Consider the following 17,228-nt stretch of genomic DNA (forward strand, 5'->3'; position numbering starts at 1 on the left):
TTGCCGAACTGCTCAAGAAGTTCAGCAGGAATCGCCGGCAGCTCTACCGGTGGGGTCTTGGGTTTGCGAGGCATATTTTCTCCTGGGGAGCATCATATGCCTTGAACACGAAATTTCTGACAGACCCATCGTATGTGATGTGGCAGGGGGCGTGAGCCACGCTGGACTAGGAAGCGCGCTCGCCCCTCAGCCCCCGTCACCCACCTCCCGGATCGGAATCACCGTCCGGCCGCCGCAATTGCGCAGCAAATCGCGCAATTCATTGATGACAGGGAAGACTTCATGGTTCCAATCGGCTCCCTGCTGGTCATGCGCCTCTTGTTCGCGCTCGACGATCCAGCGGTCTTCCTTGAAAATGCGTTCCGTGAACCAGACCAGTAGCGGCCACGCCAGATCCAATGCAAACGGAATGCTGGGCTTGCGAATCGAAAGCAGGCCAAACGTTCGATTGGTGCGCTGCGCCGCATCCAGCGGCACATAGACGATCCACAGATCCATCACCAACGTACCGTCGCTCGAGCGTATCTGCAGCGTTTGATACGGATAGAGCGTCCGAACCGTCATCACGTCCTTGTGATTGCGCTCGGTCTCCTTCTTGCTGGCGCCGAACACGAGCGCTTCGCCCACGGGCTGCTTGCCTTCCATGCGCGCAAACGTATAGTCCACTTCCACCCAGTCGTCGCCGCGACGGCGGCCCAACGAGCGCGCGCGCATCTGCCCCATCTGCCGCCGGTGCAGAAACTGATGATTCATATCCATCAGGTTTTCATGCATGAACGAGTAGTGGCACTTCACCTCGCGGCCGAAGCGGCGCGTTTTGTACGCCTTGTCCCCCGCGGACGGCAGATCAGGCAGCGGCCGTTCGTCGGCCAGCGCGGCATCGCCGGGAAACACGAAGATCAGGCCGTGCGCCTCGCGGCAAGGATAGGCGCGTACGCCGTTGGGCAGCCGCTCGCGCCCGAGATACGGCACGTCGACGCAGCGGCCCGTGCAGTCGTAGGTCCAACCGTGATATCCGCAGCGGATGGATTCGCCATCCACCACGCCCGCATGCAGCGGGACTTGCCGATGTGCACAACGATCTTCGAGCGCGAACAGCGTACCGGATTTCGTGCGCGCCAGAACGATCGGGTCGCCCGCGAACCGCACGCCGAGTGTTTTACCTCGCTTCAGTTCGCTCGACCACGCGAGCGGATACCAGTGATCGGGATGGATCGGGACACGGCGCAGATCGCGCACCGGAGCGGTTACGGGCGGTTCGATCGCACTGCCATCCTGCAAAGGCACTGCATGCATGCGTGACACCTCCTTCCATGAGGGGAGCCTCCGGGCATCGCCAAAAGCAATGCCATGGCGAACGGGCATTGGGCGCAGTTTACGCGAACTTGGATGAATTGACCGAAATCTCGTCCTATCCGCAGCGACGCAGGGCCCGCCATCGGGCGGCAATGGGACCGTCAACGCGCTCGGTCCGACCGGCGCGCGTGGCGCAGGCCGATGGCCAATGCGATGAACGCAAGCAGGACCAAAATGGCCGCGAAGACGACGTCCGCCCATAGGCGCCCGACGAAGCGCGCGAGTACCGCGACGCCGACCGCCGGCAGGGAGTTGCCGGCATAGCAGCACAGCAGGTAGGCCGACAGCAGCTCCGCGCGGCGTTCAGGGGGCGCGATCCGGTTGGCCTCTTGCAGGCTCCCCCGAAACCCGAAGGCCGATGCGATTCCGCATAGCGCCGTCGCCGATATCAACAGAACCATCGATCCGGCGAACTGCGCCCACAACAGCAACGCGAGGCTGGGCGGCAGCAGCCACAAACCGATGAACATGGTGGTGCGGGAAGCCAGCATCGGCGCGAGCGCCACCGTCGCTGCACCGACTAGGAAGACCTCGGCGACAACCGCCCCGCTCAACGCGGGACTGTGTTGCTGCATGCTGTTGGCCAGCAGATTGGGCAAAAGCGCGGCATAGAATCCAAGCAACGCAAGCGTCGCGAACGCCGTAACGGCAGGGGGGATGAACGCCGCGCGCGACTCCGGAGGGATCCCGATCCGAGGCTTGTAGGAGACCTCGCCGCCCGAGTGCGCCGAAGAGTCGACCGTCTCGCGAGTTCGTGCGGTGAGCACGGCCGTAACGACAAGCACGAGCAGATAGACCGCATAGACCGTATGCAACGGCCAAGGCGCGAATTGCGCGAGCAGCCCGGCTGCCAACACGCCGACGGCAAGCCCTACGAGATTGACGGCAGCAGCGAGACGACTCGCGTTGGCCTTGTCGGCAGCCCCATACAGGTCGGCGATCCAGGCCGTCGCCGTGGCCGCGCCCACGCCGATTGCGAGACCGCTTGCCGCACGCCCGAGAAACAGCAGAGCCGGGTGCACGGCAAAGAGGAACAACAGTGCGCTGACTCCGCTCACCGCCAGCACGGTCAAGCTGACGGGCCGGCGACCGGCCTGGTCCGATATCCGCCCGAACACGAACAGTGCAGCAAGATTGCCGACCACGTAAGTGGCATACACGAACGTGATCGACAGTTCGGACAGACCGAACTCGCGCTGATAAAGCGGATAGAGCGGCGTGACGATCGTGCTGCCCGCATACAGCGCGCCGAGTAGTACGGAAACCGCGACGAGCGATGTCCGGCCGTTCAATGCCACCTTTTGCAATGTTCGCGTGTGCATCGTCTTCCCCGCGGATTCGAACGCTTCATCGACGAAGCAAGCTTCGTTCCGCGGGACCCGGCCGGCACAGCATCGATGGCTATTCGTCCAGGGCTGGCCGAGTGGCGGCCTGGGCCGCTTTCTCAGCGAGGCTCGGCTCGCGCGGCGTGCCTCGGGTCTTGGCGGCGATCTCGGCAAAGAAGTCGATCGCGCCGTTCATGGCGTGAACGATGCCCTTGCCGACAGGAAACGTCAGCTCCAGCGGAGGATGTTCGATCGCACGCAACTCTGCCTCGCTGATCGGGACCGTAGCATCGCCATTGCCAGCCGCGGCGTTGTGCAGCCGCTCGATCGTCTTGTTGACGATCAACTCGGCGATGCGGCGGTTTTTCTCCTGATCCGTCGTCAATAATCCGCCCAGACCGCCAACGTACCTGCCCGTCAAAATACCTGTGCCAAGGCTCAGAACCTCGGTTGGCGTATTCACCGCGATCATTGCGACCTTTTGCATCATCTCGGAGATCATGTGTGCGCGTGCCAGCGCGGTCACTGGAGCGAAGGCTGCCAGACTCAGTACCTGACCGATGCCCATCGAGCTGATCGTGTCCCCGACACCGCGAGTCACTTCGAGCGCTCCCTGAATCTCGTGCCCGACTTCCTTGACCAGCGCCTGAGCCGGCGTGACGTCCGGCGAAGACGCGGCGCTCGCCTCGGATGCGGGAAAGAAGCCGGCCGAGCGCTGTTGAATGACAGCGGCGATCATCTGTTCGCGCGCTTTGGCCACCTCCATCGGGGCCATCGCCGCGGAGGTGGCCGTGGCGAGCACATTAGTGACGACGTTGCCCGCGATTGCTCCCCCCTTGCGGGTGACCTGCACGAGGTTCGACGGAATCGATCCGAGCGCGGCGATCAAGCCGGAAACGGCGGAGTCTTTTACGTCGTCCTTGACCTCATCCATCGATTCGGGCAGCAGGCTGTTGCCTCGGAACCGCTCGATGATTCGCTTGACGAACATCGAGTCGGCGAACTCCGCGGGAGAGGGAACCGTGGAAGCCGCGAATGCTTCGACGAAGCGCGTCGGCGTGCTGTCCTTGCCCAGCTTTTTGCCGACCTTCTTGACGATCGCCGTGACGGCTTTCACGTCCAGCAGATACGCGATGAGTGTGCTGCCTCCGAGGCTCAGTGCCATGGCGGCAAGAAGTTTCCAGTCGAGTGTCTTCTGATTGAGTACGGTGTTGATCGAATGCGCGCCCAGGCGGGCACGAAGTTCGAGCGTAGCGGGCTCTTCGTCGCTGAGCGCCTTTTCGATCAACGCCTTCAGCCCGGGATGATCGGTCTCGACCTCGTACTTCGTGCCCTTGAGGAATTCGAAAGGATGCAGATCGCCTGAACGTCCATCGCTTGCGGCGCGGCCAGATATCGACGCTTCGCCGGTTTGTGCAGATCCGCTTCGCAGTTGGCGGGCATCGAGGTTCAGACGAGCGCCGTCGGCAAAGCCGCTCGCGCCTTTTCTGATCGCCTGTCGGGCGCTATAGGTGGACAGATCGATATTGACGGGCAGCGGCTCTTCGGCCCCCAACACATCGATGTGCTGAACTTTGCAGCCTTGCTCGAACTGGCGCGCGTTGAGCAGGATCGATTTCTCGAGCGGCAGCGAAAGTCTCGTTCCCTTGGGCAAGTCCAGCTTATCGAGCTCGCCGGGGAACTTGGCATCGACGAATTTCAGCACCGCGTTGACGAAACGATCGCTGGATCGCAGCTTGGTGTCGCTGCCGCGTGCGACAGTCCCGCCCATCACGCTCGGCAGCCGCAGGTCGTCCACCGATGGGGACGTCTCGCCAAGCACGTGCGCCTTGTCGATTCCGTGGGCGGCGGCCAACTGCTCGATATCGATCGCAATATGGTCGGGCGAGGAGGCTTGCGAAGATCGTGTGCTGGCGTTGCCCCGACTTCCATCCGACGCAATCTCGTCCTGCGAGCCACCTGTCTGCAGGCCTTGCAATTTCGCCGTTGTGGCGTTTCTCGGCGCCGTCGTCGAGACACCGGCTTTATCGGCGGGGCTGCTGGATGCGAACGGCACGAGCGGCGAGTCGACGAGGCGCCTGTCGGTGCGGGACTCGGCGTTCGGCGGGTCGATATCGATCGCGATATGCTCGGGCGAGGACGGCGGAGATGCTGGGCTGGATGACGCGATGGACTTCAACATACAAGCAAGCCTCCTTGGAAAACGCGAACGGATAGCCCCGCCATAAGCGCCGCCGCTGAGCATGCCGCCGCGAAAAAAGTCTTCGAGAATACGAACCGCCGCGCCCGCTGCCCTATGCCTGCGGCGAAACGGCGGAGAACAGGGCGAACAGCGGCGGCGCGCGATTGCCCAGCTTGGATGGCGCGCGGTGCTATCCTCTCGTCCGATTCAACCCGGCGCGCGTGTCGCGCGACATCATCCATGACCGATCTCATTAAGCGCGCTTCGGCCGAGGCGCGCGCTTTCCGTGGCAAATCCGCCCGTTCATCCCGTCTCGAACGCGAAAGCGCGGGCATCAATGGCAAGCGCGCCGCGGCCCGCCGCGCGGCAGCACTCGACGACGCCCCCCGCATCGATGTGCCGCGCAAACCGCGATTCGCCCCCGTTACGTTCTCGGAAGAGGGTGGCGTCCGTTATCTGCATTTCGGTACTGAGTGGGTGCAAGGCGCAATGCGTATCCGCAAGCCCGATCGCATCGAGCTCGAATACGCGCAGCAGATGATGGCGTGGCTGCTTTTTCTCGAAACGCCGAAGCGCATCGTCCAGCTCGGTCTCGGTACCGGCGCGCTCACGAAATTCGCCTATCGCTTCTTGCCGCGCGCGCGGGTCGACGCGGTCGAACTGAATCCCGCCGTCGTGGTTGCGGCCCGCACGATGTTCGCGCTGCCGTCCGACGATGCCCGCCTCTCGGTCCATGAAGCCGACGCCTGGGATTTCGTCCACGATCGTGCGAACCGCGGCACCGTCGGCGTCATGCAAATCGATCTTTACGACGCGACGGCTCGCGGTCCGGTGCTCGACAGTGTGGCGTTCTATCGCGCCGTGCGGGCCTGCCTGACGGACGCCGGCATGGCGACGATCAACCTCTTTGGCGATCATCCGAGCTTCGTGCGCAATATGAAGCACTTGAAGGCTGCCTTCGACGGCCGCGTCGTCGCTTTGCCCGAGGTCCACGAAGGTAACCGCATCGCGCTCGCTTTCTCGGGGCCGGAGCTCGCCGTGCCGTTCGCGGCGCTCAAATCCCGTGCCCGGCTGATCGAAGACAAGCTGGGTCTGCCGGCGCGCAAGTGGGTGAGCGCGCTCGAAGCCGTCCAGCCGGAGCGCACGCCCGTCTTCTCCATCTGAGCCCGCGTGGGGCGCCGCCTGCCAGGGTCCGCCCCGCTTGACCGGCTGCGCGGCGCTCCTATACTCTTGCGAAGCTTTATAAGATGCCCGGAAACGCACCCGCGGGGGAGGCGGACCGGTCACGATACGGGTAGCAGCTTCGATAAAGAGTAAAAGAGGAGACGTCATGGCTCACAATGCCGACGCCAATCGAGCCGCCAAACACTGGCTCTGGCTGTTAGTCATCCCCTGGATCGCCATGATCTGGGTGCCGTCGTACAACAAGGTCGACCCGCAGCTGTGGGGTTTCCCGTTCTTTTACTGGTATCAGCTCTTCTGGGTGCTCGTGAGCGCTGTCATCACGGCCTTCGTTTATCTGAAAACCAAGAATATCTCGAAGGCGAGCGCCGGAAATGGGGGCGCGCGATGAACGCCACCGCAACTATCGTCTTCGTTCTGTTTTTCGTCGGTGTCACGATTCTCGGTTTCTTCGCGGCGAACTGGCGTCGCGGCGACCTCGCCCACCTCGAGGAGTGGGGCCTGGGCGGCCGGCGCTTCGGCACGATCGTCACCTGGTTCCTGCTGGGCGGCGATCTCTACACGGCCTATACGTTCGTCGCCGTCCCGGCGCTCGTGTTCGGCGCCGGCGCGATGGGCTTTTTTGCGCTGCCCTATACGATTCTCATCTACCCGTTCGCCTTCGTCGTGTTCCCGAAGCTCTGGGCCGTCGCCAAGCGCCATGGCTACGTGACCTCGGCTGACTTCGTGAGTGCGCGCTACGGCAGCCGGATGCTCGCGCTTGCAATCGCGGTGACCGGCATTCTCGCGACGATGCCCTACATCGCGCTGCAGCTCGTCGGTATCGAGGTCGTGATCGGTGCGCTCGGCTTCAATACGTCGGGCTTCGTGGGCGATTTGCCGCTCATCATCGCATTCGCGATCCTCGCCGCCTATACGTACACGTCTGGCTTGCGCGCGCCCGCGATGATCGCCGTCGTGAAGGATTTGCTGATCTACATCACGATCGCGGTCGCCATCGTCGTGATTCCGATGCAGTTGGGTGGCTTCTCCCACATCTTCAGCGCTGTGCCTCCGGCGAAACTGCTGCTCAAGGCACCGGATACCGCGAGCTTGAACGGCTACAGCGCCTACGCGTCGCTCGCGGTCGGCTCGGCGCTCGCGCTCTTTCTTTACCCGCACTCGATCACGGCGATTCTGTCGTCGTCCTCCGGCAACACGATTCGCCGCAACATGGCGATGCTGCCGGCGTACTCGCTCGTGCTCGGGCTGCTCGCGCTGCTGGGCTTCATGGCGCTGGCATCGGGCGTGAAGGATATGCCGGAATTCGCGCCTTACTTCAAGGCTTTCGGTCCGAACTTCGCGGTTCCGGCGCTCTTCCTGCATTTCTTCCCGTCGTGGTTCGTCGGCGTCGCGTTCGCGGCGATCGGCATCGGGGCACTGGTGCCGGCGGCGATCATGTCGATTGCGGCCGCCAATCTGTACACGCGCAACATCCACCGCGAGTTCGTCAACCGCAACATGACGCACGACCAGGAGACGAATGTCGCGAAGCTGGTTTCGCTGATCGTCAAGGTCGGCGCCGTGGCATTTATCCTGGGCTTGCCGCTGACTTACGCGATCCAACTGCAGTTGCTCGGCGGAATCTGGATCATCCAGACGCTGCCGGCCATCGTGCTCGGCCTTTACACACGTAAGCTCGACCACCGGGGCCTGCTCGCGGGCTGGGCGGTCGGCATCGGCATCGGTACCTGGATGGCGGCCTCGCAGAGCCTCAAGAGCTCGATCTTCACGCTGCACCTGGGCGGAATGGCGATTCCGGGCTACGCCGCACTCTGGTCGCTGATCGTCAATGTCGTCGTCGCCGTGGTCGTCAGCGTCATCGTTCGCGCGATCGGGATGAGTCTCGCCGAGGATCGCACGCGTCCCGAAGACTACCTCGACGCCATCGAAAGCTGAGCACGATCCCGCGCGCGCCGCAGGGGTGAGCGGCGCGCGCGGGGCGCTACAATGTGGCGCCATGCTCACTCACCTCCGTCCGCGCACGCTCGTCGCGCGCCTCGCGCGCGCCGTCTCGTCTCCGTACTACCGCTATCGCTATGCGCGTGCTCTGCACGCGGTGCGCGTGGGGCTGGCGATGCTCGCCTCCATTCTCGTCACGACAGGCATTGATATCCCGAATGGGATCTGGGCGTCGGTGACCGTGCTCGTCGTGATCGGCGGGCTTCAGCATCACGGCAACATCCGCAAGCGTGCGGTCGAACGCGCGCTGGGCACCGTGCTCGGGGCCGGTGTCGGCCTCTTGCTGCTGGTTCAGTTGCACCTGATCGGCTCGATGCCGCTCATGTATGTGCTCATGTCGCTCGCGGCCGGCATCTGCGGCTATTTCGCGATCGGACGGCCCGGCTATATCGCGCTACTGGCGGCGATCACGATCTGCATCGTCGCCGGTCATGGCGAGAGCACCATCGATACCGGTCTGTGGCGCACGCTCAACGTGTTGATCGGCATCGCCGTCGCACTCGCGTTCTCGTTCGCGCTGCCGCTTTACGCGACTTACTCGTGGCGCTATCTGCTCGCGCGCAATCTGCGCGAATGCGCGCGTCTTTACACGCGTGTCGTTACCGGTGCGTCTGTCGATTCTGGCGAGCAACTGGCCGCGTTCGCCGCGCTGGGGCAGCGGCTCGTCAAGCTGCGCTCGCTGATGCCGTCGGTGGCCAAGGAGATCGATGTGCCGCTCAAGGAGCTCGAATCGATCCAGCGGCTGCACCGTTCGATTTTGAGCGCACTGGAAATGATGGCGACGGCGATGCGCGCCGAGCCGCGCGGCCCGGCAATGACCGCGCGCGACGATCGGCGCATCCCCAATATCTACGCGGTCCGCGCGACGTTGATCGCGATCGCCCGCGCGTTGCGTTTCGGCTCGAATACCGGGAAGTGGCTGCCGGTCACCGGCGCGTGGCCGCCTGACGCGTTGCCTATCGTGGTGAGCGGTTCCGAAGCGCTAAACGGCCCGCAGTGGCTCGCCGAGCGTTTCGCCGCCCAGGTGGACGAACTGCGTGTGCTGCTCGCGCGCACCGAGAGCCACTGGAATATCGAGCGGCGATCCGCCGTGGCGGCTCAGCGCTGACATGCCGCCGATGCCCGGACGCGGCGCCGCTGGCCGCTGCCGGGCCGGGAGCGTCAGGCCGCCGCGCCTTCGGTCATCGGCTTTGCCGCCATGACCATCCACGGGATCCCGAACTTGTCGGTCAGCATGCCGAAGCCATTGGCAAAGAAAGTCGGTTGCCATTCGAGCCTGATTTGGCCGCCTTCGGCGAGCGCATCGAAGCGCGCCCTCGCTTCGGCCGGATCGTCGAGCGAAAGCGACAGGCTGAACCCCGTGTGCGACTCGGCCTGTTGGCCGGGGTGGCCGTCGCTTGCCATCAGCACCGCGTCGCCGACCCGGAAACTCGTGTGCATGATCTGATCGCCGTGTTCTCCCTGAGCCGCATCGGCGCCGGGGGCCTCCTTGTTGCGCAACATGAACAGCACTTCGGCGCCAAGCTTGTCCCGATAGAACGCAAGTGCCTCCTCGCAGCGACCGTAAAAGAAGAGATAGCTCTGGACCTGCATGATCGTCTCCTTGAGTGATGTCCGGTGGGGCAATCCCGGGGCTGCCGCGCGGCCGGTCTTCAGCGCAGCGTCTCGATCAGCTTTTCGAGTTTGATCGCGTCGGCTGCGAAGACGCGGATGCCTTCGGCGAGCTTTTCGGTCGCCATCGCGTCGTCATTGAGCTGAAAGCGGAACGACGGCTCGTCAACTGCGATACGCTCGATCGACCCGTCCGTTTCCATCTGCGGCGACAGCTTGCGCTCGACCGGCTCCTTGCTGTCCTGCAGTTTTTGCAGCAGATCCGGGCTGATCGTCAAAAGGTCGCAGCCGGCGAGTTCTAGGATCTGGCTCGTCGTGCGGAAGCTCGCGCCCATGACTTCCGTCGGAAAGCCGAACTTCTTGTAATAAGCGTAGATTCGCCGTACCGATTGAACGCCCGGATCGTTGGCGCCGCCCATCGTCGCTTCGTTCCAGTCGCTGCCGGCTTGTTTCTTGTACCAGTCATAGATGCGACCGACGAACGGCGAGATCAGCTTCGCCCCGGCCTCGGCGCAGGCCGCTGCCTGCACGGGCGAAAAGAGCAGCGTCATGTTGCAGTTCACGCCTTCTTTTTGCAGCACCTCGGCCGCGCGCACGCCTTCCCAGGTCGAAGCGAGCTTGATCAGGACGCGCTCGCGGTCGACGCCGGCGGCTTTATACAGCGCGATGAGCTCGTGCGCTTTGTCGATCGAAGCTTGCGTGTCGAAGGAGAGCCGGGCATCGACTTCCGTCGATACGCGCCCGGGAATGATTTTGAGGATCTCGGTGCCGAACGCGATGAGCAGATTGTCGATGATTGCTGCGGCAGGCCTGTCGGTGTGGTCGCGCACGGTTTTTTCGAGCAGCGGCTTGTAGGCGTCTTTTTGCACGGCCTTGAGCACCAGCGACGGGTTCGTGGTCGCGTCGCGCGGCTTGTACTGCGCGAGCTGCTGGAAGTCGCCCGTGTCGGCGACGACGGTCGTGTATTGCTTCAGTTGGTCGAGGGCAGTGGTCATGGCGGATGAACGGGCCCATAGCCCGTGCTGGAAGACGGTGAAAGGGTCGGCCACCGCGTCCGGCGCGCCGACGACAACCCTATTTTAGCGGCAGCGGCGAGTCGCGGTGTTTCGTGCGCGGCCAGGCCCGCCGGTACGGCTACTTACTGAGCGCACGCATGGCCGTCTCGAGCCCGGCCAGCGTCAGCGGGTACATGCGCTCGCCGAGCAGTTGCCTGATGATCGCGACCGACTGGCGGTACTCCCACAGTCCCTGCGGTTCGGGGTTCAGCCAGGCGTGGTGCGGGAACTGGTCGGCCAGGCGGCGCAGCCAGACGGCCCCTGCCTCGGGATTGTTGTATTCGACGGAGCCGCCCGCTTGCAGCACCTCGTAGGGGCTCATCGTGGCGTCGCCGACGAAGACGAGCTTGTAGTCGGGCGTGAACTTGTGCAGCACGTCCCATGTGGCGATGCGTTCGAGATGCCGGCGGCGATTGTTTTTCCACAGGAAGTCATAGACGCAATTGTGGAAGTAGTAGAACTCGAGATGCTTGAATTCGGCCTTCGCCGCCGAAAAAAGCTCCTCGGTGCGCAAGATGTGATCGTCCATCGAGCCGCCGACGTCGAGCAGCATCAGCACCTTCACCGTGTTGTGCCGCTCCGGCACCATCTTGAGGTCGAGCCAGCCGGCGTTGGCTGCCGTGCTGCGGATCGTGTCGGGCAGGTCGAGCTCTTCAGCCGCGCCCTCGCGCGCGAAGCGGCGCAGCCGGCGCAGCGCCACTTTGATATTGCGCGTGCCGATCTCCACCTGATCGTCGTAGTCGCGATAGCCGCGCGCTTCCCAAACCTTGACCGCTGTGCGGTTGCCGGCTGATTCTCCACCGATGCGAATACCTTCGGGGTGATAGCCGCCATTGCCGAACGGCGAGGTGCCGCCCGTGCCGATCCACTTGTTGCCGCCTTCGTGGCGCGCTTTTTGTTCATCGAAGAGCGCCTTCAGGCGCTCCATCAGCTTGTCGAGGCCGCCCATCGCTTCGACTGCCGCCTTTTCCTCGGGCGTGAACTCGCGTTCGAGGCGTCGTTTCAGCCATTCCGGCGGCACCGCGACCATCGCCTCGGCAAGCTTCTCGGCGCCGCGGAAATAGGCGGCGAATGCCTGATCGAACTTGTCGAAGTAACGCTCGTCTTTCACGAGTGTGAGGCGGGCCAGGAAGTAAAACTCATCGAGCGACGGCGCAATCACACGCGCGCGCAACGCCTCGACGAGCGTCAGATACTCCTTGACCGAAACGGGCAGGCGCGCCGCGCGCAACGTATAGAAGAAGTCGATGAGCATGGCGGGCTGATCCGAAAAACGCGGCCGAACTCGCGGCTCAACGGTTATGCCGGTTCATGAAGACGAGCCGCTCCAGAAGGCTCACATCCTGTTCGTTTTTCAGCAGCGCGCCGGCAAGCGGCGGCACGACTTGCTTACCGTCGGGTGCGTGCAGCGCCTCGGGGGCGATGTCTTCGGCGAGTAGCAGTTTGAGCCAGTCGAGCAGCTCCGAGGTGGACGGTTTTTTCTTCAAGCCCGAGACGCTGCGCAGCGAAAAGAAGCTTTCGAGCGCGGCATGCAGCAGATCCTCGCGGACGTTCGGATAGTGCACTTCGACGATCTTTTGCATCGTCGCCGGATCGGGGAACTGGATGTAGTGGAAGAAGCAGCGGCGCAGGAATGCGTCGGGCAGCTCCTTTTCGTTGTTCGAGGTGATGACGACGAGCGGACGATGGCGGGCATGCACGATCCTGCGCGTTTCATAGACGTGGAACTCCATGCGATCGAGCTCGCGCAGCAAGTCGTTCGGAAATTCGATGTCGGCCTTGTCGATTTCGTCGATGAGCAGCACGGCCGGCTCATCCGATTCGAAGGTCTGCCAGAGCACGCCTTTGACGATGTAATTGGCGATGTCGCGCACGCGCGCGTCGCCGAGCTGCGAATCGCGCAGACGCGAGACCGCGTCGTACTCGTACAGGCCTTGCTGGGCTTTCGTCGTCGATTTGATGTGCCACTGGAAGAGCGGCATGCCGAGCGAGGCGGCGACCTCTTCCGCGAGCATCGTCTTGCCCGTGCCGGGCTCGCCCTTGATCAGCAGCGGCCTTTTGAGCGTCATGGCGGCGTTGACGGCGAGCTTGAGATCGTCTGTGGCGACGTATTGCGACGAACCTTCGAAACGCATGGCGGACCGCTCTCGCTAAAAGAATCCAGTATATGCCAGAAGGCACCACGGCCTGCGGCACGATGTCGCAGGCCTATGGCCGAGCCTTTCAGGGTGGGGCCGGCGAGGGGCATTGCCGATGTGGACCGCGGCCAACCGTCGCGGTACAATTGCCGCGATTTTTTGGTCTCTTGGCCATTCCATAATGAAGCGCGGCGCGATACGATCTGTGCCGCCGCCCGGCAGCAGGTGTGCGGGCGCTCGTTTCCCCTCAGCCAGGTTACAAGCTATGAACTCTTTCGTCGGCAAACATGTCGTGACCGCAGCGCTTGCCGCGCTCGCGGGGTTCGCGCTGAACGCCCAGGCGGCCGATATCGTCGGCAATGCGAAGGCGGGTCAGGGCAAGGTCGCGATGTGTATCGGCTGCCACGGCATTCCCGATTACCGCACGGCTTATCCCGAGGTCTACAAGGTGCCGATGCTGGGCGGCCAGAATGCGCAATACCTGGCGAACGCATTGCACGGGTACAAGAAGGGCGATCGCCACTTCGATACGATGCATGCAATCGCGAGTTCGCTCACCGATCAGGACATCGCCGATATCGCCGCTTATTACGCGGTGCAGACGGCCTCGTCGCCGAACAATCCCGAAAAGTAACCGCGCGGTCGCTTCCAGCTCTTTCAGGCACTCTCATTTCGCGGGATAGGAGAATTCATGTACAAGCCCGATCAGGCACTTCGGACCATCGCCATGATTGCGGGGGCGGCGATGGCCATCGGCGCGCTTGCCGTATCGAATCCGGCGGCCGCTGCGAGCGCATCGAATGGCAAGGCGCTCGTCGAGAGCCATAACTGCGCAGCGTGTCACGGTGCGAATCTGAACAAGCCTGTCACGCCGGAGTACCCGAAGCTTGCCGGTCAGCACTCGACCTACGTCTACTGGGCTTTGAAGCAGTACCAGATGGGCACCAGCAACCCGAAGCTCGGCCGCAACAACGCGATCATGCAGGCGCAGGTGCAAAGCTTGTCGCAAAGCGATATGAAGGATATCGCCGCTTATATCGAATCGCTCGACGGAGATCTCGTCCAGAAGAAGTAAGGGCGGCGTTCGTCCGGCGCGAGTCGTCCCCGTTCACCGGGAGCGACGCCGCGATCAAGCAAACACCCCGCCGTGAGCGGGGTGTTTGCTTTTGGCGCGCGAGGCAAACAGGCTACGTGTCGTTGCGGAGGCACGGGCACGCGAGAGCGGCTCAGTCGCGCGATGCGCGCCGCTCGATGCGAGCGAGATAGGCGTCCGTATCGAGCGGCGCGTTATTGCGTTGCGCCTCCCAGATCGTTTCGCCCAGGCAGTCCATGATCGCGTGGTGTGCTTCGTGCGTCGAGCCGAGCCGCGCGACGAGCCGCTCATGCGCCGCACGGATGCCCGGCGGCTGATCGATCGAAAGCTGCTCGCTGATCGCGAGATGCATCGACAGATGCAGATAAGGATTGGTGCGCCCGCTTTCGGGCGAATATTCGGCCGACGACGCGGCTGCTTCGTCGGCGAGTTCTTCGTGATATTCCGGGTGCTCGACGATCCAGTCAGCCGCAATCGCTTCGAGCGGCGTGAGGATTTCACCTGCGCGCTGTTTGCGCCAGGTGTCGGTGAAAAAGCGTCGGACTTCGTCGCGGCTGGGATTGAACATCGTCGAAAGGGGCAAGGTGCCCGTCGCGCGAGCGCGGGCGATGGCGCATTCGTGCCGACGGCGGATGGCTGAAACCGGTATTCTACGTCGCGCGAGAGATTCCCTCATTTCGAATTCCCGGTTTCCATGACCTCCCGTATCGATACGCTTTACGGCGCGGCGTTCGTCGCGCTGTCCGCCGCGGCATTTGGCGCGATGGCCATCTTCGGCCGCTACGCCTATGCCGGCGGCACCGACGTGCTGGGTCTGCTCACGTTGCGCTTTGCCATCGGCGGCGCCGTCCTCGGCTGGACGGCGCGCCGCCGCGGTATGGTGTGGCCCAAAGGGCGTGCGCTTGCCGCGATCGCGGCGATGGGGGCCATAGGCTACGTGGGACAGTCGCTCTGCTATTTCATTGCGCTGCAGCACGCACAAGCGAGTCTCGTCGCGCTACTGCTTTATCTGTACCCCGCGTTCGTCACCGTTCTCGCGGCATGGTGGCTGCATGAGAAGCTCACCCCGGTCAAATGCGCGGCGCTCGTACTCTGCCTCGCGGGTACGGCGCTGATGGTGGGAGGCGGTCGCGGCGAGCCGCTCGGCATTGCGCTCGGGCTCGGTGCAGCGGTGATCTATTCGATCTATATCGTCGCCGGTACGCGGGCGACGCGTGGCATCGACCCCCATGTGACGACGAGCGTTATCTGCCTCGTAGCCGCTGTCGTATTCGGCGCGCTGTCGCTCGTTCGTACGGCAGCGGGGATGCCGCCCCACTGGCCCGCGACGGTCGGGGGCTGGGCCGCTGTCATCGCCATCGCGCTCATTTCCACGGTGGTCGCCATGCTCGCGTTCTTCGCGGGCCTGGCGCGGCTCGGTGCGGCGCGAACGTCGATGCTTTCGACGCTCGAACCCGTCGTCACCGTGACGCTCGCGTCGCTGCTGCTCGGCGAATCGTTGACCGCCATGCAATGGGTCGGCGGCGCATCGGTGCTCGGTGGCGTCCTCTGGCTCGTGCGTGCCGGCGGTGGAGCGCCGGAGGAGGCGGTCGCGCTGGAGGCGAACCAGTAGGCGCGCAATCGGTCGACCGAGCGGCCGGGCGCTCGCTCGCCGCTCAGAGTTCTGGCGGGGGCGTTTTCGGCCTGTACTCGCAAAGCGGCTCGATGACGCAGTGCCAGCATTCGGGCCGGCGTGCCTTGCAGACGTAACGGCCATGAAGGATGAGCCAGTGATGCGCGTCGTGCCTGAACTCGGGCGGCGTGAACTTCTCGAGGGCCGCTTCGACGGCGCGCACATCCTTGCCCGGCGCGAGTCCGGTGCGATTCGCCACCCGGAAGATATGCGTATCGACAGCGATGGTCGGTTGGCCGAATGCCGTATTGAGCACGACGTTGGCCGTCTTGCGGCCGACGCCCGGCAGGCTCTCGAGTGCTTCGCGCTCGGCGGGGACTTCGCCGCCGTGTTTTTCGAGCAGCAGACGGCATGTGGCAATGACGTTTTTTGCCTTGGTCCGATAAAGGCCGATCGTCTTGATGTAGTCGGCAAGACGCGCTTCGCCCAAATCGACGAACTGCTGCGGCGTATTGGCGACCGGAAAAAGCTTGCGCGTCGCCTTGTTGACGCCCACGTCGGTCGCCTGCGCCGAAAGCATGACCGCGATCAGCAGCTCGAACGGTGTCGTGTATTCGAGCTCGGTGGTCGGATGCGGATTCAGACTTTGCAGCGCTTCGTAAATGGCGCGACGTTTGGTGGCGTTCATGCGGTTCGCTTCAACGGGAAGAGGGCGTATCGGATTCGCCGGACGCGTCTTCGCGCGGTACGTCTTTGCCCGGCTCGTCCGATGTCGTGCGCAGGCGCTGGCGCCGTGCTTCGGCCGCATCGATTTGCGCCTGCACGGCCGGACTGACGTTGCTGACGTTCTTCGGCGCGACGCCTTCGGCTTCGAGGGCGGCTTTCTTCTGACGCGCGCGTTCGAGCGCGGCTGCGATGATGGCGCGCTTTTTCGCGGCCGCTTCGTCTTCCGCGCTGGCGCTTGCGGGCGATGCCGCAGCAGCGGGCGATGCCGCGGCTCGCCGGGCGGCGGCGCGCGCCTCGGCGGCTTCGCGCTCCCGCGCGATCCGTGCGGTGCGGCGATCGTGCCGCTTGCGCGCGGCGTCGGCCTGGTCCGCGCTCCATGCCTGCCAGCCCGTCGCATCGCCGGTGACCGGCAGCATCGAGATGCAATCGACCGGGCAGGGCGCGACGCACAAGTCGCATCCCGTGCACAGCGCGGAGACGACGGTGTGCATCAGCTTCGGTGCGCCGACGATCGCATCGACCGGGCAAGCCTGCATGCAGAGCGTGCAGCCGATGCAAACGGACTCGTCGATGAAGGCAACCGGCCGCGGGCGTTCCGCGCCGTTGGCCGGGTTCAGCGCAACGACGGGCTTGCCTAGCAAAGCGGCGAGCCGAGCCACGCCTTCTGCGCCGCCGGGCGGGCATTGGTTGTAGCCCGCCTCGCCGCGCGCGACGGCTTCGGCATAGGGGCGGCAGCCCGCATAGCCGCACTTCGTGCACTGCGTTTGAGGAAGCAGATCTTCGATGCGATCCGCGAGGGTCTTTCGGTCGGTCACGGTGGGGAGATTCTCGCCGCGGCGTGAAGCGGCTTTACGCATATGAGCGTGTGCGCCCGGCGCACCAGGGTGGCACGCGTTCTCACGGTGCGCGCAAAGCCGGCATTATCGCCGATTTCCCGGGTTGCCATC

At 64.0% G+C, this 17,228-nt stretch carries 17 protein-coding genes; 7 read left to right on the top strand and 10 right to left on the bottom strand.

Features of this window, described 5'->3' with window-relative positions; genetic code table 11:
• Positions 1 to 186 precede the first annotated feature (186 nt).
• From GWC77_RS08640 to GWC77_RS08650, 3 genes are all read right to left on the bottom strand, one after another.
• The gene (locus GWC77_RS08640) at positions 187 to 1,296 is read right to left on the bottom strand and encodes an aromatic ring-hydroxylating dioxygenase subunit alpha (RefSeq protein WP_173256496.1); all 1,110 of its coding nucleotides are present in this window, start codon (positions 1,294 to 1,296) and stop codon (positions 187 to 189) included.
• A gap of 161 nt (positions 1,297 to 1,457) precedes the next feature.
• Positions 1,458 to 2,678, bottom strand: a complete 1,221-nt coding sequence (locus GWC77_RS08645) for an MFS transporter (RefSeq protein WP_173256497.1) — start codon at positions 2,676 to 2,678, stop codon at positions 1,458 to 1,460.
• A gap of 79 nt (positions 2,679 to 2,757) precedes the next feature.
• The gene (locus GWC77_RS08650; protein WP_173256498.1) at positions 2,758 to 4,863 is read right to left on the bottom strand and encodes a hypothetical protein; all 2,106 of its coding nucleotides are present in this window, start codon (positions 4,861 to 4,863) and stop codon (positions 2,758 to 2,760) included.
• A 240-nt stretch (positions 4,864 to 5,103) separates the two neighbouring features.
• Between GWC77_RS08650 and GWC77_RS08655 the strand changes: the two genes are divergently transcribed.
• The 4 genes from GWC77_RS08655 to GWC77_RS08670 all read left to right on the top strand — a co-directional run bounded on the left by GWC77_RS08655 (position 5,104) and on the right by GWC77_RS08670 (position 9,154).
• The gene (locus tag GWC77_RS08655; RefSeq protein WP_173256499.1) at positions 5,104 to 6,027 is read left to right on the top strand and encodes a spermidine synthase; all 924 of its coding nucleotides are present in this window, start codon (positions 5,104 to 5,106) and stop codon (positions 6,025 to 6,027) included.
• 166 nt (positions 6,028 to 6,193) lie between these two features.
• Positions 6,194 to 6,436 (top strand): DUF3311 domain-containing protein, encoded by a 243-nt coding sequence (locus GWC77_RS08660; protein ID WP_173256500.1) that lies wholly within the window; start codon positions 6,194 to 6,196, stop codon positions 6,434 to 6,436.
• Positions 6,433 to 7,983 (top strand): monocarboxylate uptake permease MctP, encoded by a 1,551-nt coding sequence (mctP, locus tag GWC77_RS08665; protein WP_173256501.1) that lies wholly within the window; start codon positions 6,433 to 6,435, stop codon positions 7,981 to 7,983. The genes GWC77_RS08660 and mctP overlap by 4 nt, the downstream gene beginning before the upstream one ends.
• Positions 7,984 to 8,044: 61 nt before the next feature.
• On the top strand, positions 8,045 to 9,154 hold the full coding sequence (locus GWC77_RS08670; protein ID WP_173256502.1) for an FUSC family protein: 1,110 nt from the start codon (positions 8,045 to 8,047) through the stop codon (positions 9,152 to 9,154).
• A gap of 53 nt (positions 9,155 to 9,207) precedes the next feature.
• On the opposite strand, the gene GWC77_RS08675 is transcribed toward GWC77_RS08670, so the two are convergent.
• From GWC77_RS08675 to GWC77_RS08690, 4 genes are all read right to left on the bottom strand, one after another.
• Complete coding sequence (locus tag GWC77_RS08675; RefSeq protein WP_173256503.1) at positions 9,208 to 9,639, bottom strand: VOC family protein; 432 nt, start codon at positions 9,637 to 9,639, stop codon at positions 9,208 to 9,210.
• Between the two features lie 59 nt (positions 9,640 to 9,698).
• Positions 9,699 to 10,652 carry a transaldolase gene (gene tal, locus GWC77_RS08680; protein WP_173256504.1) on the bottom strand — a complete coding sequence of 318 codons (954 nt, stop codon included), beginning with the start codon at positions 10,650 to 10,652 and terminating at the stop codon, positions 9,699 to 9,701.
• Positions 10,653 to 10,791: 139 nt separating this feature from the next.
• Complete coding sequence (locus tag GWC77_RS08685; protein ID WP_173256505.1) at positions 10,792 to 11,967, bottom strand: VWA domain-containing protein; 1,176 nt, start codon at positions 11,965 to 11,967, stop codon at positions 10,792 to 10,794.
• Positions 11,968 to 12,004: 37 nt separating this feature from the next.
• Positions 12,005 to 12,847 (bottom strand): MoxR family ATPase, encoded by an 843-nt coding sequence (locus GWC77_RS08690; protein WP_173256506.1) that lies wholly within the window; start codon positions 12,845 to 12,847, stop codon positions 12,005 to 12,007.
• 268 nt (positions 12,848 to 13,115) lie between these two features.
• Here GWC77_RS08690 and GWC77_RS08695 point away from each other — a divergent pair, with 268 nt between their 5' ends.
• Together GWC77_RS08695 and GWC77_RS08700 are read left to right on the top strand one after the other, a co-directional pair.
• Entirely contained in the window at positions 13,116 to 13,484 is a 369-nt protein-coding gene (locus GWC77_RS08695) for a cytochrome c (protein WP_173256507.1), read from the top strand.
• A 57-nt stretch (positions 13,485 to 13,541) separates the two neighbouring features.
• Complete coding sequence (locus GWC77_RS08700; protein WP_173256508.1) at positions 13,542 to 13,925, top strand: c-type cytochrome; 384 nt, start codon at positions 13,542 to 13,544, stop codon at positions 13,923 to 13,925.
• A 151-nt stretch (positions 13,926 to 14,076) separates the two neighbouring features.
• Here the strand turns inward: GWC77_RS08700 and GWC77_RS08705 are convergent, their stop codons facing one another.
• Entirely contained in the window at positions 14,077 to 14,511 is a 435-nt protein-coding gene (locus GWC77_RS08705) for a DUF1841 family protein (protein ID WP_173256509.1), read from the bottom strand.
• Between the two features lie 126 nt (positions 14,512 to 14,637).
• Here GWC77_RS08705 and GWC77_RS08710 point away from each other — a divergent pair, with 126 nt between their 5' ends.
• A complete protein-coding gene (locus tag GWC77_RS08710; protein ID WP_173256510.1) occupies positions 14,638 to 15,555 on the top strand; it encodes a DMT family transporter in 918 nt (305 codons plus the stop codon).
• 43 nt (positions 15,556 to 15,598) lie between these two features.
• Here the strand turns inward: GWC77_RS08710 and nth are convergent, their stop codons facing one another.
• Together nth and rsxB are read right to left on the bottom strand one after the other, a co-directional pair.
• Positions 15,599 to 16,243 (bottom strand): endonuclease III, encoded by a 645-nt coding sequence (gene nth / locus GWC77_RS08715; protein ID WP_173256511.1) that lies wholly within the window; start codon positions 16,241 to 16,243, stop codon positions 15,599 to 15,601.
• A 10-nt stretch (positions 16,244 to 16,253) separates the two neighbouring features.
• The gene (rsxB, locus tag GWC77_RS08720) at positions 16,254 to 17,096 is read right to left on the bottom strand and encodes an electron transport complex subunit RsxB (protein ID WP_173256512.1); all 843 of its coding nucleotides are present in this window, start codon (positions 17,094 to 17,096) and stop codon (positions 16,254 to 16,256) included.
• Positions 17,097 to 17,228: the final 132 nt, after the last annotated feature.

It is taken from the genome of Paraburkholderia sp. NMBU_R16 (assembly GCF_013282575.1).
Classification (GTDB): domain Bacteria; phylum Pseudomonadota; class Gammaproteobacteria; order Burkholderiales; family Burkholderiaceae; genus Trinickia.

What these genes read in the sequence shown, in the direction of transcription:
- GWC77_RS08640 (WP_173256496.1), bottom strand. Translation starts at nt 1,296, where the DNA reads ATGCATGCAGTGCCTTTGCAGGATGGCAGTGCGATCGAACCGCCCGTA.
- GWC77_RS08645 (WP_173256497.1), bottom strand. Translation starts at nt 2,678, where the DNA reads ATGCACACGCGAACATTGCAAAAGGTGGCATTGAACGGCCGGACATCG.
- GWC77_RS08650 (WP_173256498.1), bottom strand. Translation starts at nt 4,863, where the DNA reads ATGTTGAAGTCCATCGCGTCATCCAGCCCAGCATCTCCGCCGTCCTCG.
- GWC77_RS08655 (WP_173256499.1), top strand. Translation starts at nt 5,104, where the DNA reads ATGACCGATCTCATTAAGCGCGCTTCGGCCGAGGCGCGCGCTTTCCGT.
- GWC77_RS08660 (WP_173256500.1), top strand. Translation starts at nt 6,194, where the DNA reads ATGGCTCACAATGCCGACGCCAATCGAGCCGCCAAACACTGGCTCTGG.
- mctP (WP_173256501.1), top strand. Translation starts at nt 6,433, where the DNA reads ATGAACGCCACCGCAACTATCGTCTTCGTTCTGTTTTTCGTCGGTGTC.
- GWC77_RS08670 (WP_173256502.1), top strand. Translation starts at nt 8,045, where the DNA reads ATGCTCACTCACCTCCGTCCGCGCACGCTCGTCGCGCGCCTCGCGCGC.
- GWC77_RS08675 (WP_173256503.1), bottom strand. Translation starts at nt 9,639, where the DNA reads ATGCAGGTCCAGAGCTATCTCTTCTTTTACGGTCGCTGCGAGGAGGCA.
- tal (WP_173256504.1), bottom strand. Translation starts at nt 10,652, where the DNA reads ATGACCACTGCCCTCGACCAACTGAAGCAATACACGACCGTCGTCGCC.
- GWC77_RS08685 (WP_173256505.1), bottom strand. Translation starts at nt 11,967, where the DNA reads ATGCTCATCGACTTCTTCTATACGTTGCGCGCGGCGCGCCTGCCCGTT.
- GWC77_RS08690 (WP_173256506.1), bottom strand. Translation starts at nt 12,847, where the DNA reads ATGCGTTTCGAAGGTTCGTCGCAATACGTCGCCACAGACGATCTCAAG.
- GWC77_RS08695 (WP_173256507.1), top strand. Translation starts at nt 13,116, where the DNA reads ATGAACTCTTTCGTCGGCAAACATGTCGTGACCGCAGCGCTTGCCGCG.
- GWC77_RS08700 (WP_173256508.1), top strand. Translation starts at nt 13,542, where the DNA reads ATGTACAAGCCCGATCAGGCACTTCGGACCATCGCCATGATTGCGGGG.
- GWC77_RS08705 (WP_173256509.1), bottom strand. Translation starts at nt 14,511, where the DNA reads ATGTTCAATCCCAGCCGCGACGAAGTCCGACGCTTTTTCACCGACACC.
- GWC77_RS08710 (WP_173256510.1), top strand. Translation starts at nt 14,638, where the DNA reads ATGACCTCCCGTATCGATACGCTTTACGGCGCGGCGTTCGTCGCGCTG.
- nth (WP_173256511.1), bottom strand. Translation starts at nt 16,243, where the DNA reads ATGAACGCCACCAAACGTCGCGCCATTTACGAAGCGCTGCAAAGTCTG.